The 18,013-nt window shown below is 61.6% G+C and carries 9 protein-coding genes; all 9 read left to right on the top strand.

The window, feature by feature from the left end:
• Positions 1–47: 47 nt before the first annotated feature.
• Genes mads1 through drmC form a run of 9 tightly spaced genes read left to right on the top strand, consistent with a single transcriptional unit; the run spans position 48 to position 17,959 of the window.
• Positions 48–260, top strand: a complete 213-nt coding sequence (mads1, locus tag ACR9ZC_RS07940) for a methylation-associated defense system helix-turn-helix domain-containing protein MAD1 (protein WP_481579892.1) — start codon at positions 48–50, stop codon at positions 258–260.
• 50 nt (positions 261–310) lie between these two features.
• A complete protein-coding gene (locus ACR9ZC_RS07945; protein ID WP_481579893.1) occupies positions 311–1,372 on the top strand; it encodes a DNA cytosine methyltransferase in 1,062 nt (353 codons plus the stop codon).
• 17 nt (positions 1,373–1,389) lie between these two features.
• Complete coding sequence (locus ACR9ZC_RS07950; protein WP_481579894.1) at positions 1,390–1,848, top strand: very short patch repair endonuclease; 459 nt, start codon at positions 1,390–1,392, stop codon at positions 1,846–1,848.
• 12 nt (positions 1,849–1,860) lie between these two features.
• Positions 1,861–4,995: a DISARM system SNF2-like helicase DrmD gene (drmD, locus tag ACR9ZC_RS07955; protein WP_481579895.1), complete on the top strand. Its 3,135-nt coding sequence runs from the start codon at positions 1,861–1,863 to the stop codon at positions 4,993–4,995.
• Positions 4,992–9,356 (top strand): Eco57I restriction-modification methylase domain-containing protein, encoded by a 4,365-nt coding sequence (locus ACR9ZC_RS07960; protein WP_481579896.1) that lies wholly within the window; start codon positions 4,992–4,994, stop codon positions 9,354–9,356. Before drmD ends, ACR9ZC_RS07960 begins: the two co-directional genes overlap by 4 nt.
• Positions 9,353–11,320, top strand: coding sequence for a BbrUII/HgiDII family restriction enzyme (locus ACR9ZC_RS07965; RefSeq protein ID WP_481579897.1), 1,968 nt, complete (start codon positions 9,353–9,355; stop codon positions 11,318–11,320). The genes ACR9ZC_RS07960 and ACR9ZC_RS07965 overlap by 4 nt, the downstream gene beginning before the upstream one ends.
• 12 nt (positions 11,321–11,332) lie before the next feature.
• The gene (gene drmA, locus ACR9ZC_RS07970; RefSeq protein ID WP_481579898.1) at positions 11,333–15,301 is read left to right on the top strand and encodes a DISARM system helicase DrmA; all 3,969 of its coding nucleotides are present in this window, start codon (positions 11,333–11,335) and stop codon (positions 15,299–15,301) included.
• Between the two features lie 2 nt (positions 15,302–15,303).
• Entirely contained in the window at positions 15,304–17,160 is a 1,857-nt protein-coding gene (drmB, locus tag ACR9ZC_RS07975; protein WP_481579899.1) for a DrmB family protein, read from the top strand.
• Position 17,161: 1 nt separating this feature from the next.
• The gene (gene drmC, locus ACR9ZC_RS07980; RefSeq protein ID WP_481579900.1) at positions 17,162–17,959 is read left to right on the top strand and encodes a DISARM system phospholipase D-like protein DrmC; all 798 of its coding nucleotides are present in this window, start codon (positions 17,162–17,164) and stop codon (positions 17,957–17,959) included.
• Positions 17,960–18,013: the final 54 nt, after the last annotated feature.

Below are 18,013 nucleotides of genomic sequence, written 5' to 3' on the forward strand. Positions count from 1 at the left end.
CGCTATCCATGAGATCATTGCGCGATTGGCCGGTTCTCGGCTTCTTGATGGAAATCGACGTCATGTCAGATCGCTGGTTGTCGGTCGAGGAAATCGCGGAGTACCTCGGCGTGAGCAAGGACACCGTCTACGCATGGATCAACAAACGGAACATGCCCGCTCATCGGATCGGCCGGCTTTGGAAGTTCAAGACCGCCGAGATTGATGAATGGGTGCGGTCCGGTGGCGCGGCAGAACACGATAGTCGGGCCAAGGAATAAAGCGTTGTCTGCGGTTGGTTCCAACAACGTCATAGGTTGCTTGAGACGCAATGGGGAGGTTTGAAGTGGCGAGTATTTCTTGTGTCGACTTGTTCTGCGGGGCGGGCGGGCTGACGCATGGCTTCGTTTTGGAGGAGTTGCCCGTGGTCGCAGGTATCGATCTGGACCCGGCATGCCGCTTTCCGTACGAGGCTAACAACCAGGCCCAGTTCGTAGAACGGGACATCAGCGCGGTTACTGCTGAAGAGCTAGGAGCATTGTTCGGCGATGCTGAGGTGACGATCCTTGCCGGCTGTGCGCCATGCCAACCCTTCTCGAGTTACGCGCAGCGTTATGAACTTGATGGCGAAGATGGCAAGTGGGGTTTGCTGTACGAGTTTGCTCGCCTTGCGCAGGGCACTGAGCCAGATGTCATCACCATGGAAAACGTTCCTACTGTTGCCAAGCATGCCGTTTTCCATGACTTCGTCGATACCTTGACCCGACTGGGGTACAAGGTGTGGTTCGATGTGGTCGACAGCTCCCGTTATGGAGTGCCGCAAATGAGGCGGCGCATGGTGCTGCTCGCATCGAAGCATGGCGATATCGAACTGATTGAACCGACGCACAAGACGCCAAAGACTGTTCGCCAAGCCATTGGTCGACTGCGTCCTTTGTGCGCGGGGGAGGCGGCTCCTAGGGATAAGTTGCATATCGCGTCGACGCTATCAGAGAAGAATCTGCGACGAATCAAAGCATCGAAGCCAGGCGGCACTTGGCGAGATTGGCCAGAAGACCTGATCGCTGACTGTCATCGTGCCGAGAGCGGGCGCACCTATCCGGGCGTCTATGGTCGGATGGAGTGGGACAAGCCGGCTCCTACCATGACGACTCAGTGCTATGGCTTCGGAAACGGACGATTTGGGCACCCCGAGCAGAATCGCGCAATTTCGTTGAGGGAAGCGGCAATTCTGCAGAGCTTCCCACGCCACTACGCATTCGTCCCGAAAGATGGAGAGGTCAGTTTCACTGTGTTGGGGCGGCTGATTGGCAATGCAGTGCCAGTGAACCTCGGCCGTGCGATTGCACGGAGTATCAACAAGCACCTCGCATCGATCTCGCTTAACGACTGATAGCTGAGACTAAGCGCATGTCTTTCCGTGATCCGCCGACGACTGAAACCAGTCGTCGCATGGCGAAGGTTCGGCAAAAAGCGACTGACGCTGAGGTCGCGTTGCGGCGGGAGTTATATCGGGTAGGTATGCGGTACCGGATCGACTACGAGGTTCTCAAGAAGCCCCGTCGCGTTGCCGATATCGCGTTCCCGGGGCGGAGAATCGCGATTTTTGTTGATGGCTGTTTTTGGCACGGCTGCCCCGAACATGCCACGTGGCCGAAACGGAATGCAGAGTTCTGGCGGCAGAAGATCGAGACGAATCGGTCGCGGGACGCAGACACGAACGAACGGCTGCGATCCCTTGGTTGGACGGTGCTCCGATTTTGGTCGCACGAGTCACCGGCTGGTGCGGCTAGGGTAGTTGCAGACATGGTCGCCATGATCGACGCCAAGCGTCAGACCGCGTCGCACGGTGGCAAAGGTAAGAATTGAAAAGGTGGTCACATGAGTATCCAGGGGGAGCGGCAATCACAGGCATATCGGGCTCGGCCGGAGCCAGGGCAACTGGTCGAAGTGCGTCGCCGTCAATGGGTCGTAGCCGATGTCGATGCGGCTCGCTTGGATTCGGAACATTCTTCGCCTCAACATTGCGTGACCCTCTCGTCGATCGACGAGGATGGGCTCGGCGAGGAACTGGAAGTTGTTTGGGAAATCGAGCCGGGTGCGCAAGTCATTGAGCGCGCGGGCCTGCCCTCGATCACCGGACAGGACGATTCGAGCACGCTCGACGCCTTTCTCGATGCCGTGCGGTGGGGAGCGGCCACCAACGCCGACCGGGGGTTTCTCCAGGCTCCGTTTCGCAGCGGCGTCAGTATCGAGGACTTCCAACTCGATCCGCTGGTACGTGCCATCGACATGGCGCGCGTCAATCTGCTCATTGCCGACGATGTTGGTCTCGGCAAGACGATCGAAGCTGGTCTGGTCATTCAGGAGCTTCTCCTGCGGCACCGTGCCCGCACCGTATTGATCATCTGCCCCGCGTCTTTGCAGGAGAAGTGGCGCGTCGAGATGTTGGAGAAATTCGGTCTCGATTTCCGGGTAGTGGATACCGACTACATCAAGCAACTGCGACGCGAGCGTGGCATCCATGCCAATCCATGGACTTCGCATCCTCGCCTCATCACGTCGATGGATTGGGCCAAGAGCGGCGAAGGCTTGCGCGCCATGCGCGACGTGATCCCGACGCATGCCGGCTATCCGCGCAAGTTTGATCTGCTGGTCGTGGACGAGGCCCATAACGTCGCTCCGGCCGCAGGGGTTCATTATGCGTTGGAGAGCCAGCGCACGCGTTTCATCCGTGCCATTGGGCCGCATTTCCAGCATCGGCTGTTCCTGACTGCCACACCGCACAACGGATATACAGAGTCGTTCACCTCGTTGCTGGAGCTACTCGACGATCAACGTTTTGCCCGCAACATCCTCCCCGACGAAAAGCAATTGAGCCAGGTGATGATCCGCCGCTTGAAGAGCGATCTAGTCGATGCGGAAGGCAACCCCTTGTATGCCCGGCGCACGTTGCAGGCGCTCACGGTTCCATACTCGACCGAAGAGCGCGAGATTCACCGCAAGCTCAACGACTACTGTGCCAGCCGGGAAAAGGGTGCCGAGAAGGTTGGTGATGGCTTAGGCACGGCTTTCGTCAACCGGCTCCTAAAGAAGCGCCTGCTATCGTCGCCTGCAGCATTCGCGTCCACGCTCGAAAAGCACGTCGCATCGCTGTCCGAAGCACGGCCAGCGAAGCTCGATACCATGGCAGAGCGCATCCTGCACAAGGCTATCCTCAAAGCAGACGAGGATTACGCAGATGATCAGGAAGTTGAGAATGCCCAGGTCGAAGCCATCGAGGAGGCCACGCGCCGCTCATCGCCGCTGACAGCAGAACAGCGGGCGATGTTGGACGACTTGAGGGTATGGGCACAGCGAGCCAGGAATCAGGCAGACTCTAAAGCCCAAGCCATCCTCGACTGGCTCACCGCGAACCTCAAGCCGGATGGCCAGTGGAGCGATCGCCGCGTGATCCTGTTCACCGAGTATCGCACCACGCATCAGTGGATGCACCAAATCCTCGCCAGTCACGGCTTCGGCGGCGAGCGTCTCGCCCTGCTTCACGGTGGCCTCTCCCAAGAGGAGCGCGAACCCATCAAGGCTGCGTTCCAAGCCTCGCCGCAGGATTCGCCCGTGCGCATCCTGCTTGCCACCGACGCGGCGTCTGAGGGCATCGACTTGCAGAACCATTGCAACCGGCTCATCCACTTGGAGATTCCCTACAATCCCAACGTGATGGAGCAGCGCAATGGGCGTATCGACCGGCACGGGCAGCGCGAGAAGGAAGTGCTGATCTGGCATCCAGTCGATGGCGGCGATGCGAGCGGTGCATCGGTCGGCGGCCACGGCGAGGACATCTTGCGCGCTTTGCGGAAACTGGATTCGATGCGCGCTGATATGGGCAGCGTCAATCCGGTGATCGCGCCGCAGATGTCCGGCCTCATCGAAGGTTCTCTGAAGGATCTGGACACCCGTCTCGCCGAAGCTCGGATCGCTCGCGCCAAGAACTTTGTTCGCGCCGAGCGAGAGTTGAAGGAGCGCGTCGCCAAGTTGCACGATCGCCTGCTCACCACCAAGCAGGATTTCCACCTCACGCCTGATCACGTCCTGATGGCAGTGAAGACCGGCCTCGCGTTGGCAGGTCGTCCGCCGTTGGAACCCGTCGAACTGGTGGGCGCGCCCTCGGGCAGCATATTCCGAATGCCCGCGTTGTCCGGCTCCTGGGCACGTTCCCTGGAAGGGCTGCGACATCCGCACACTCAGAAGATTCGGCCCATCACCTTCGATCATGCCGTCGCCAGTGGCCGCGATGATGTCGTGCTCGTCCATCTGAACCATCGCTTGGTCCAGATGTGTTTGCGCTTGCTACGTGCCGAGATCTGGGCGCAGGACGACGTGAAGAAACTACATCGTGTCACCGTCCGTACGGTGCCTGACGCGCTCATCGACGGCCCGGCCGTGGTCATCGTCTCGCGGTTGGTCGTCACCGGCGGCAACCACCATCGGCTGCACGAGGAACTGACGGTGTCGGGCGGCTATCTGCGCGACCAATCCTTCCGCCGCGAAGAAGGTGTCACCCGTGTCCAGCAGTGGCTGGACGAAGCGAAGCCGATCACGGCGGTCTCATCCATGTTCGACGTGCTCCGCGTCCGCTTCGACCGTCAGCAGGAAGCCATCCTGAAAGCGGTGGATGCTCGCTCCAAGGAACGTCTCCGCTTCCTGAGCAACACGCTCCAGACCCGCAAGCAGCAGGAAATCGACGACATCGGCACCGTGCTCGACGAACTGGAAAGGGCGATCCAGTCCGAGTTGAAGAAAGAGCAACAGCCCGAACAGCTTTCACTCTTTACCGAGGACGAGCGTATGCAACTCCGGCGTGACATCGCCGCACTGGAAGCGCGCCACGCGCGCATCCCCGACGAACGCCAGATGGAGACGCACGCCATCGAATCCCGCTACGCGAAGCTCGACGACCGCACCTTCCCGGTTGCGGTGATCTTCGTCGTACCCGAGTTCGCCGGAGGTGCTGCATGAGCATGCACCATGAATGGCTCTCGCTCATCGAAATCTCCGGCCCGTTTCTCGCCGTTCCCGTTCTGAAGGAAGCTTTCCCGCAAGGGTTGGAAGAACTTGATGCGTCCAAGCGCAAGCGGCTTCGCCAAGCCTACGACGAATGGCGCGAGGCGCTGGAAACCGACGATCTCCGCTTCCTCGAGCTGCACGCCGCATGGATCGACGAAGTCTTGTCGCGCGGGCTGGAACTTGACGAGGACGGTCGCGGTGACGTGCTCAAACGCAAGGACTGGTGTGCCGCGCACCTGACCATTGCTCTGCTCGAACACGGCATGAGCCTGTCGCCGGACTTCGCCGTCGTCGGCAATGGCGGTCAGCCGCTGCTGCTTGCCCACGCCTACGGACCGGACGTCGACCTCGATGCCACTCAGAAACTGGACGGTTGGGCCAGTACACCGGCGGAACGCATGGTGACGCTGTGCCGCGCCACGGGCTGCCGCCTCGGCCTCGTCACCAACGGCGAACGCTGGATGCTGGTCGATGCGCCGGTGGGCGCAGTCACCACCTTCGCCAGTTGGTATGCGCGCATCTGGCGTCAGGACCCCGTCACCCTCCGAGCCTTCGTTCACCTCTTGGGCATCCGGCGCTTCTTCGTGGACGAGTCCGAACGACTGCCTGCGCTCTTCGATCGTTCGCTGAAGTTTCAGGACGAAGTGACCGACGCCTTGGGCGAACAGGTGCGGCGCGCCGTCGAGGTGCTGATTCAGGCGCTCGACAAGGCCGACCAGGACCGCGACCGTGAACTGTTGCGCGGCGTGAAGGAAGCCGAACTTTACGAAGCCGCGCTGACGGTGATGATGCGGCTTGTCTTCCTGCTCTCCGCCGAAGAGCGCGGCTTGCTGCTCTTGGGCGACGAACGCTACGAGGCTAACTACGCGCTCTCGACGCTGCGCATGCAGTTGCGCGCCGAATCGGACGAAATTCTTGAGCGCCGCTGGGACGCGTGGTCACGCCTGCTCGCCGTCTTCCGCGCCGTGTACGGCGGCATCGAGCACGAGAACCTGCGCCTGCCCGCGCTGGGTGGCTCCCTGTTCGACCCGGATCGTTTCCCCTTCCTTGAAGGCCGCTCCCGTGGCTCAGACTGGCGCACCAACATCGCCAAGCCGCTGCCGATCGACAACCGCACCGTCTTGCTGCTGCTCGAAGCCATCCAGCAATTCCAGGGCCGCACGCTGTCGTATCGGGCTCTGGACGTCGAGCAGATCGGCTACGTCTATGAGGGTCTGCTGGAACGCACCGTCAAGCGCACCGCCGGGGTCACACTGGAAATCGATGCCACCAAGAGCGCCCAGTCGCCTTGGGTGACGCTAGCCGAACTTGAATCGGCGCGGCTGGACGGTGCCGAGCGACTGGCCGACCTGCTTCAACAGCGTTCCGGCAGTTCCGCCAGCCGCGTGCGCAACGATCTGAACCGCGCCGTGGATGATGCGCTCGCCGATCGCCTATTGACGGCCTGCCACGGTGACACGGCGCTACGCGACCGCATCAAGCCCTTCGGCCATCTGGTGCGCACGGACTCTTGGGGCTATCCACTGGTCTATCCCGCCAGGGCCTTCATCGTCACCACCGGGTCCGACCGGCGTGAGACCGGCACCCATTACACGCCGAAGTCTCTCACCGAAGCCATCGTCGCCGAAACGCTCACGCCCGTCGCCTATGTTGGTCCGGTGCAGGGCACGCCGCGCGCGGATTGGGAGCTGAAATCGCCCGCCGAACTGCTCGAACTGAAGATCTGTGACCCGGCGATGGGCTCGGGCGCATTCCTCGTGCAAGCATGCCGGTGGCTGGCCGACCGGCTGGTGGAGGCGTGGGCGCAGGCCGAGGTTCGGGGCCAGACAGTTGGCGTCGATGGACGCATGGCGGAAGCCGACGCCAACGTCGAGCCGCTGCCGCGCGACACCGAGGCGCGCACCATCGTCGCCCGCCGCCTCATCGCCGAACGCTGCCTCTACGGCGTCGATCTGAACCCGCTGGCGGTCGAACTGGCCAAGCTCTCCATCTGGCTGGTGACGCTGGCCAAGGGGCGGCCCTTCGGCTTTCTCGACCACAGCCTGCGCTGCGGCGACAGCCTGCTTGGCATCCATCGGCTCGATCAGCTCACCCAGCTTTCGGTGAGCCCGACGGGCCAGGGCCAGCTACGCCTATTCGGGCAGAACATTGAGCAGGCCGTGTGCGAGGCCATCGAACTCCGGCAACGATTGCGCGAAATGCCCATCCGCGACATCCGTGATGTCGAGGCGATGGCGCACTTGGACGCCGATGCGCGCCGCAGGCTCGAAGTGCCGGAGAGCATCGCCGATTCATTCATCGGAGAGGTGTTTGCGTCAGGCGGCAATGGCGCGGGACTGGAAAACACGCTGGCGTCTCTGGCCACCCAGGCCGGACAAGCCATCGACGGCGATCGGGACGTGCTCGCCTTGATGCGCCGCAGATCGGTCGCCGCTGTCTCGACCGATCTGGCCCCCGACAAGCCGGCGCGTCGACCATTCCATTGGCCGCTGGAGTTTCCCGAGGTTTTCGCGCGCGAACGCGGTGGCTTCGATGGCATCGTCGGCAATCCACCCTTTCTGGGAGGAAAGCGCATCACCGGCGTCGCGGGCACTGCTTTCCGCGACTGGCTGGTCGCGCACATCGCCGAGGGGCGGCGCGGTTCTGCCGATCTGGTCGCCTATTTCTTCCTGCGGGCGTGGAGTCTGCTGCGCGAAGGCGGCGACTTCGGGCTGCTCGCGGTCAACACCATCGCCGAAGGCGATACGCGGCAGGTCGGGCTGGAAGCGATGGTCGGTGCGGGTGCGGTCATCCATGCGGCCTACCCGAATGAACCCTGGCCCGGAAAAGCGGCGGTCGTCACCAGCCGCGTGCATGTCCACAAGGGTGAGTGGCGCGGCGACCGATCCATCCTGGGACGCTCTGTGGCCGTCATCTCCGCGTACCTCTCCGACCGCGAGGAATGGAGTCCGATGCGGTTGCGGGCGAGCGAGAACATCACGTTTCAAGCCTCTGTGGTCGTGGGCGGCGGCTTCGTCCTTGAGGAGGCCGAAGCAAAACTCCTGCTGAACGCGGACGCGAAGAACGCCGACGTGATCTTTCCGTATGTGAACGGAGATGATCTCAATTCGGACCCGCAGCAACGCCCAAGTCGTTGGGTGGTCAACTTCTGGGACTGGCCGGAGGAGCGAGCGCGCAAGTACAAGAAGCCTTGGGGTTGGATCGAGGAACGCGTGAAGCCCGAACGCCAGAGGCGCGACGAGAACGGCAACTTTGTGCTGAGACGGCCGCTTCCCGAACGGTGGTGGCAGTACGGCGACAAACGGCCCGCCCTGTACCACGCCATTGGGCGCGGACATGCGTTCGAGCAACACCCCGAAGGCTGGCGATCTGACGCGAAACCTTTACCTGAGGTGCTCGCGACCTCGTTCGTCGGAAAGTACTTCGGTCCTTCGGTTGTGCCCAACAACGCCGTCTTCAGCCACGCATGTGCCGTATTCGCGGTGTCACGCCCGCACGCCTTCGCCGCTCTGCTTAATTCGTCGATCGGACATGCGTGGATCTGGCAGCAGTCATCGCGACATGAAACGCGACTGCGTTTCGCGCCGTCGGATGCCATAGAGACGATGCCCTTTCCGAAAGACCTTGATGTCCTGGGCCCGCTTGGTGAGACGTACCTGAAGGTGCGCCGCAAGGTCATGAGCGACGAGGGAATTGGCTTCACAAAGCTCTACAACCGCTTCCATACCAACACCGAGCACGATCCCCGCATCGAAGGGCTGCGCACCTTGCAGCGCGAAATGGATGCAGCCGTCGCGCGCGCCTACGGCTGGGACGACCTCGACCTCGAACACGGCTTCCACGAAGTGCCGTACCTGCCGGAGAACGACCGCGCCCGCTTCACCATATCGGAGATTGCGCGTGTCGAAGTGCTGCGGCGGCTGTCGGAACTGAACCGCCAGCGATACGAAGAGGAAGTCGCCAGAGGCTTGCATCCTGATGACGCGACGCGCGCTTCGACTCGTGCTCCGCGTGCCAGTCGCACGACCAGCACCCCAACGACTCAACCTTCGCTCAACTTCGGGACAGGGGTTGTGGCCACTGCCGACGGCACAACGCCAGTCACGGCGATCCTCGGTTTCCTGAGCGCGCACGACGGCTGGCACGCCAAGGCCGACGTCCTCGCGGCAACCGGTATTACCGATGGCCAGTGGAACGCCGCGATCAACAACCTGATATCGGGTGGCAATGTCGAACGCCAAGGCGAGCGGCGCGGCGCACGCTATCGCATCCATCCCGACCACCGGGACGACCATCACGAGGGGACGTCATGACTCGAACCCAAGCCGCGCCGACGTTCGAGATGACCGTCGATCTCAACGTCCTCGAACATCTCGGCATCAACCTCTACAGCAACATCGCCGCCGTCCTGACCGAAGCGGTGGCCAACGCATGGGACGCAGATGCGTCGAGCGTGCAGATTCGTGTCGATCCGAACAATGAATGGATCGAGATCGAGGACGACGGAATCGGCATGTCCGTCGAAGACCTGAACGACAAGTATCTGCGCGTCGGCTACCGACGCCGCGACGAGGATGCGGAGCACGGATGCAAGACGGTAAAAGGCCGTTCCGTCATGGGGCGCAAGGGGTTGGGCAAATTGTCGCTGTTCTCCATCGCCAACGTCATCGAGGTGCAGTCCGCCAGGAACGGCGGCAAGCATGGCTTTCGCATGAGCGTTCCGGGTATCCATCAAGCCGTGCGGGAAAAGCAACCGTACCACCCCGAACCGTTGGCGGGCGATACGCTCACGGTGACACAGGGCACGAAGCTCGTACTACACGAGATCAAGCGGCAGCGACTCGGCAAGGGTGTCGCTGCACTGCGCAAACGTCTGGCTCGGCGTTTTTCGATCATCGGTCAGGCCAACGGTTTCGAGATCAAGATCGACGGCACGTCCGTTTCGGCGAACGATCGCGGTGATCTGCCCAAAGCCCAGTTCCTCTGGACGTTCGAGGGCTACGAGCCGGAGGCCAGCACCATCGCTCACGTCGTGGAGCGCGAATCGTTGCCCGCGCGTTTCGAGGCTTGGGATTCGGCGTGGCGTGTAAGCGGTTGGCTCGGCACCGCGCGTAAGCCCAAAGACCTCGACGACGACGAAGCAGGCAATCTGAACGGCATCGTGGTCTTCGCCCGGGGTCGCTTGTTCCATGAAAACGTCCTTGATCGCCTGAACGACGGGCGGCTTTACACGAAATACCTGACCGGACAGATCGAGGCAGATTTCCTCGACGCCGACGATCAACCGGACATCGCCACCAGCGACCGCCAACGTGTGCAAGAGGATGACGAGCGGTACATCCAGTTAATCGTTTTCCTCGGGTCACAGCTCAACAAGCTCGAAAAACGCTGGAACGAATGGCGCAGGAAGCATGAGGTCGAGAAGGCCAAGGAAACATCTCCGGCCCTAGCCGAATGGCTGGAGACCCTGCCTGAGGGCTACAGGAAGAGCGCGGAGACGCTGATCGCCAAATTGAGTGCGTTACCGGTCGACGATGAAGATGACCGCAAGCTCATGTACCGGCACGGCATCCTGGCTTTCGAGCGCATGAAGTTGCGCGGCTCGACGGAGGAATTCGTGACAAGCGTGGAGAGCGCGGACCGGCTGCTGGCCGTGCTCGCCGACCGGGATTCATTGGAAGCCTCGCTCTACCGCGACATCGTGAAATCGCGTCTGGACGCGATCCGCGACTTTCAAACCATCATCGACGAAAACGCGAAGGAACGGGTGCTCCAGAAGTACCTGTTCGACCATCTCTGGCTGCTCGATCCAGCCTGGGAACGCGCCACGGGCAGCCAGATCATGGAATCCCGCCTCACGACGGAGGGTGTGCTTGTCGAAAACCTGACCGAAAAGGAACGTCTGGGTCGTGTGGATATCGCCTACCGCACTCAAGCGGGCAAGCATGTCATCGTCGAACTCAAGAAAGTCGGTCGCAAGATGGGTCTGCTCGAACTGGTCGAGCAAGGCCAGACCTACGTGGACAAGCTGAGAAAAATTCTGCGCGAGCAGAACGTGACGACGCCAGACATCGAGGTGGTCTTCGTTCTCGGCAAGGCGGTCGATGAAGAAGCAACCAACCCGGGTCGGCTCAAGTCGTCGATGGAGTCGATCGCGCCGGGTAGCCGCATCGTCCACTACGACACGCTCATCCGGGGGGCGCAGGAAGCCTATTCAGGCTACATTGATCAAACCAAGGCGCTCGACAAGCTGGAAAACATCGTGAACAGGATTTGAGGCACGCGAGATATGACGAAGACACCCAACGCATGGATTGCCATCGACCACGGTCTCTGCACAGATCGCAGGCTCGCGCCATACACTTTGGCCTTGAACGGCGATCGCTCCTTGTATCAGGTCATCGCCGAGGACGATTGGGTGCTCGTGCTGAATCTCGCTGGGGAGATCGTCCGTGCCGGGCGCGTGCTGAGGGTTCGCTCCGACCTCGAAACCACCACTCTGTTCTTCGATCGGGTGTCCGTCGTCGATGCTTCGGTGCCGGTCGCCAGCGTCTCGCTGGCTCCGCCGATGTCGGGTAGCGTCAATCGCATCCAGTGGGAGGAATTTGTCACGGCCTTATCCACGGCGCTGCACCAGTCCGTGGACGGGGTGCCGCCGGTCGAGGATCGGGCCTACTTGCGTGAATTGCTGCAACTGGCTGTGGAGGACGACTTGCTCGGCCCGGCGCGCGGCCCGCACGAGCGCATCGTGGACATGAGCGTGCGTGATCGCTATCTGGTCGGCAAGCTGGGACCGCGTAAGGATGCTCAGGGTGGCATCGAAGGGCTGGAAGGCCCGCTTGCAGAGGACGAGGTGGAGGAACCCACGGACCCCATCGTCCCCGGTCAGCACGAACCCGGTGCCGAGTTTGGCACGGCGACCGGGCGCGTGGAGCCCGAGTCAGATGCATCGGACGAGATCGACGCAGCCAGCAATCAGTCGCTGGTGCCTAGTAGCTTCGGCATGACCTTCTGCGTCGATGGCGACGCAGAAGGCATCGAAGTCGAGGCGCGCTGGGGTAGCTACGAGCGTGTGCCCAACGACGAGCACGAGCTGACGCGAGCCAATGGGCAGAAAGCCAAGGTCTGGCAACGTATCCCCTGCGGCGGAAAGCTTGTGCTGCCGCTCACCGAAGGCGTGATTTCCCATCAGGCACCGGACGCAAGTCGCCCATCGGTGCGGGTACAGGGTTCCGTCCGTGCCAAGAATGCTAACGGAGACCGCCTGGTGACGCTGTTCCTGATCAACGCGCAGCAGGAACCCGACACTAACCGCGACACGGCATGGCTGTTCCAGCCGGAACTGATCGTGCGTGCGGAAGCTGAGGCCCCCACGCGTGCCATCTTCCGTCGCCGCCCCGTGCTGGACGCCGACGGCAGGGACACAGAACGCGAATCGCTGGAGATGATCTACCGAAACCGCGTGGAGTTCGCGGTCGGGCATGGCGTTGCCGTTCACGCCGAGACAGCGGACGATGTGACTCTGGCTACCGAGGTGCGCACTGCTGTCCTGCCGCAGTACGAAGTGCAGGTCACGGAGACGCCGGGCCTCGACCCTGATGACCGTCCCGCGATGAAGGAAATGGTGGCGAGCGGTCTGCTCGACATGCAGCGGCTTGCCACGTTAGGCGTCACCGAGTTGGTCGATGCCTTGAACTTGCTGACGAAGGATTATGCTGGATGGATCACCGAGCAGCGTAAGCGCGTCGGCGAGGACGTGGTCGGGTATGACGAGCAGGCCGGCCAGGCACTGGATCGGTGTCAGGAGATCCAGATCCGATTGCAGCAGGGCATCGACACACTGAAGCGCGACGAGAAAGCCTTGGCGGCCTTCCGCTTCGCCAACCGGGCGATGGCCATTCAGCGCGTGCGCAGTCAGTACGCGCTCGAGGTGAGGCGTGGGCGTGACGTGTCGGTCGATCAGTTTGACCAGCCGAAGAACCGGAGCTGGCGTCCGTTCCAGTTGGCTTTCCTGCTGCTATCGATTCCCTCGCTGGCTGACCCTACGCATCTGGATCGCATGCAGCCGATGGAAGCCCATGCCGATCTGCTGTGGTTCCCCACCGGCGGTGGCAAAACCGAAGCCTATCTGGGCGTGGCGGCGTTCACGATGGCGATCCGCCGTCTGCAAGGCAAGCTGGGAGGCTACGACGGCTCGCGCGGTCTGGCCGTGATCATGCGCTACACGCTGCGCTTGTTGACCTTGCAGCAGTTCCAGCGTGCCACCGCGCTGATCTGTGCGATGGAGGTCCTGCGGCGCGAGGCTCTGACCAACCGAGATCCCGCATTGGGCCATGAGCCGTTCACCATCGGCTTGTGGGTCGGCAACAAGGTGACGCCGGGCACCACCGAGGATAGCCATCGCGCCATCGAAGATATCCGCAACCCTGGAAAATACCACGCTGGGGCAGCATCGCCCGTGCAACTGACCAGTTGCCCGTGGTGTGGCTCCGACATCGCGCCGGGGCGCGACGTTGAGGTCGACAAGAACCACGGGCGTACGCTTGTCTATTGCGGCGACAAGAAGGGCCGCTGCGTGTTCTCGCGCGGCAAGTCCAGCAAGTCGCCACACCCCGGTATTCCGGTGCTGACGGTGGACGAGGAGATCTACCACCGCCCGCCGACGATGATGATTGCTACCGTGGACAAGTTCGCCATGATGGCGTGGCGCGGTCAGGTGCGCACGCTGTTCGGTCGCGTGAGCCAGGAATGTGAGCGCCACGGCTTGCTGTGGCCTGACTGCGAATGCAATACGGGTCACCGTGCTGCAAAGGAATTGCCTGCGGCATCGGTGAAGCCCGTCAGTCCGATTCGACCACCGGATCTGATCATCCAGGACGAGTTCCATCTCATCAGCGGTCCGTTGGGCACGATGGTCGGTTTGTACGAGTCTGCTGTCGATGAATTGTGCGGCTGGACGCTTGATGGTAAGACGGTCAAGCCGAAGATCATCGCATCCACGGCGACGGTGCGCAAAGCCAAGGAACAGGTGAACAACGTGTTCATGCGGCGCGTGTCGGTGTTCCCGCCGCACGGCTTGGACGTGGAGGACAACTACTTTTCGGTGCAGCGCCCGATCGAACTGCGACCCGGACGGCGCTACCTCGGCGTGTGTTCGCCCGGTAGCTCGCGGCCGGCTATGCTGATTCGCGTCTACACCGCCTTCCTCACCGCAGCCCAGGCCTTATTCGATCGTTTCGGCGAGTCGGCCGACCCGTACATGACGATGGTCGGCTACTTCAATTCGCTGCGCGAGCTGGGCGGAATGCGGCGCTTGGCCGAGGACGACGTGCAAACACGTTCCTACCGCGTGCAAATGAGCATGGTCGAACGGCCCGCGCTCGCACAGCGTAGCGTCAATAACATCCGCGAACTGACATCCCGCGTCTCCAGTCAGGACATCCCGAAGTACCTCGACGATTTGGAGGTCAAGTTCAAGGTCACGTTCGACGCTGCTACCGGGAAATTCGTGACGAAATGGAACGAGGGTGACACCCGAGCGATCGACGTAGTGCTGGCGACCAACATGCTGTCGGTCGGCGTGGACGTGAATCGCTTAGGCCTTATGGCAGTCAATGGCCAGCCCAAGGGCACGGCGGAATACATCCAAGCCACCAGCCGTGTGGGCCGTTCTTTCCCCGGTTTGGTCTGCACGGTGCTCACGTGGGCGCGTCCGCGCGACCTCTCGCATTACGAGACCTTCGAGCATTACCACGCGACCTTCTACAAGCACGTGGAAGCGCAGTCTGTGACGCCTTTCTCGCCGCGTGCGATGGATCGCGGCCTGACCGGCGCGCTCCTTTCCCTGATGCGTTTGGAAAACGACACCTTCAGCCCGAACGTGGGCGCGGGCGAGCTGGACAAGTCGGACAAGCCCGAGATCACTGAAGCCATCGACGTGCTGGTGAGGCGAGCTTGGAACGTCAGCGAGACGACTACCATCAAGAATCTGGCTGAACGCGAACTGAAGGAGCGCGCGGACGAATGGGCCAAGGAAGTGAGCGTTCCCGGTCGCACGTTGGCCTATGAAAAGCGCGGGGCACAGGCCGCGACGATGGTCGGGCTGGTTAAGTCGCCGGGCATCCATGCGTGGGACAACTGGACGGTTCCGATGTCGATGCGAGAAGTGGAACCGGGCGTGCGTCTGATCATGAACACGGGACATATCTCGGACGACCACGGGTGGAAGCCGCGTCCGGTGCCCAAGGAAGAGGACTGACCATGACTACCAATAGAACACCTGTCGGGGAAATCCGCCCCAGCCAACTGCTCTGGACATACGGGCCGGGCGCGCTGATTGATTTGCCGAGCCTTTCGGTGGTGACGCTGGGCATCGACCAATGGGAGAAAGACAGGTGCCAACCCATTCCCGAGCGGCGCCTGCTCGCCGCTATCCGCAAGGTTCTTGGACCGCAGGTGGAGAGCCTGCGCATGCCGCCGTTTCAGCAGAGCGAACTTGTCGATCCATGGTCGGCAGAGGCAAACATCGGCGTCCCGGTTCGACCGTTCCCGCGCTGGATGCGCTGCGTGAAGTGTGGCCTGCTGTCACCTTTCGATGCTGGCCTGTTCGAAATCAAGGAAAACCGCTTCCGACCGGAGCGAACCCGCTTCGTCCACAAGGGATGCCGTGGCTCCAAGGGCGATCAGCCTGCGAAGGATGCCGATGCCGTTCCAGCCCGTTTTCTCTTGGCCTGTCGTGACGGCCATCTCGACGACTTCCCCTGGCACTATTTCGTCCACGGCGGTAATAGCTCATGCAAGGGAACGCTGCGGTTCTTCGAGAGCGGAGCCTCGCTGCAAACCGAGAACCTGTGGGTGAAGTGTGATGCCTGCGGCGCATCGCGCAGCATGGCGAACGCCTTCGGCAAGGCCGGGAAGGAAAACTTGCCGAGCTGCCGAGGTAGACATCCCCATCTCGATCATTTCGACGAGGAGTGCGATGAGGAAGCGCGGGCAGTCCTGCTGGGTTCGACGAACAGTTGGTTCCCGATTACCCTGTCGGCGCTTGCCATCCCGCAGGCCGAAGACCCGCTCGGCCAGTTGATTCAGGACGGTTGGGCGGTTTTTCAGGGGGTCACGTCTGAGGCCATGGTGCCGATCGTGGTGCAGACGCTGAAGATTACAGGTGGTCTTCCGGGTATCGAAAAACATTTGGCATCAGACATCTGGTCGGCCATCGAAGCTCATCGCGACGGTGGCGGACAGGAGGTCGTCGGCGAGGCCGACATCAAGGGGCCTGAATGGCTAGTGCTGACGGCAGCCAATCCGCCGGCAGAATACCCGCACTTCATGAGCAAGAAGACGGCTACGCCATCCGGCTTCGAGAAGCTCATCCGCAGAGTGCTGTTGCTGGAAAGGCTCCGCGAGGTCAACGCCTTGTTGGGTTTTACTCGCGTCGAGGCGCCCGAGGAAGCGAGTGATCCGAACGAGCGCCCGCAGATGGCGGGCCTTGCGCGTCGCAAACCGGATTGGGTTCCCGCTAATCAGGTTCACGGCGAGGGCATCTTCATCCAGTTCGACGAAGATGCCCTCCGGAAGTGGGAGGCGCTCAATGGTGTCAAACAAGTCGATCGGATGCTTGAGGGCGGTCATCGCGGGTGGCGCAATTCGCGCCACCTCGACCCTAACGATGGCTACCCCGGCATCCGGTACGCCATGCTCCACACGCTTTCGCACTTGCTCATCCGGGAACTGGCGTTGGAATGTGGCTACAACGCGGCGAGTATCCGCGAGCGAGTCTATGCCGACGTGTCGGGTGCGAATCCCCAAGCAGGTATCCTCATCTACACGGCGGCAGCCGACTCTGATGGGACGCTGGGTGGTCTCGTCGATCTCGGCAAACCGGAAAACCTCGGTGGACTGCTTCGGCAGGCACTGAACCGATCGAAGGTCTGCTCGTCCGATCCGCTCTGCTCAGAGCATGATCCCGGCAAAGACCGTTCGCTGCACGCAGCAGCTTGTCATGCATGCAGCCTGGTCGCTGAGACCTCCTGCGAGCGGGGCAATCGTTATCTCGACAGGTCATTGCTCGTGCAGACTCTTGAACGAGCGGATGCAGCGTTCTTCGCGGAGCTGTGAGATGGAAGGGCTGCTGGAGGCAATCACAGCCGTTGTTTGTCTTGTTTCGCCGGGGAAGGTGCATGCCCTCGCGGCCGCGATCCGAAAGGTCAGTGGCGGAAAGTCGGTCCTGCCACTGTCCGATGTCGTGGGTACACCGGTGGCAAGGGGGGCCGTTGATCGGCTCGCCGATGCTTGGCGAGCCACATCTGTCAGTTCGGAGGAGCTGGCAGTGATGCTCATCGCCGCCAGCCATACCTTCGAGACCGTATCGAACCATCAGACCACCGAACTCGTGTGGACGGGGCCGACGACGCCGTTCGTCTCCGCTCGTCGTACTGAGCAGGCACTACTGCAAGTTATTCGTGCTGCTAAGCAATCCCTTTTCGTCACCAGCTTTGTTGCCTACGACGTCTTGGGAATTGTGAAGGCACTGAACGAAGCGAGCGCGCGTGGAGTCAACATCTCGATGCTCCTGGAGTCGTCTAAGGACCACGGGGGAGCCGTCAAGTTCGATGTGATCAAAAAAATGAGGGTGGAGATTCCTTCTGCACGTCTCTACGCTTGGAGTGAAAGGGACGCCCCGTTCGCCGATGGATGTGTTCATGCCAAGGTTGCCGTCGCCGATGGCGACGTTTGTTTCATTACCAGCGCCAATCTCACGGGACACGCGATGGAAGTAAATATGGAGGCTGGTGTTTTGGTTTCAGGAGGCGTTGTCCCCAAGCTGCTTCACGATCATCTGGAAGCTCTAGTCAATACAAAAATCGTCTCGTTGATCGGTGGGCCCGGCAGCAGCATTTATGACGAGGGCGTATGAAGAGCGGTATCGTCGGTTGCGCCGACTAGATTGTCATTGTCGGGAAGCGGGGAG

The organism is Trinickia sp. HAY1-2D, from assembly GCF_056754935.1.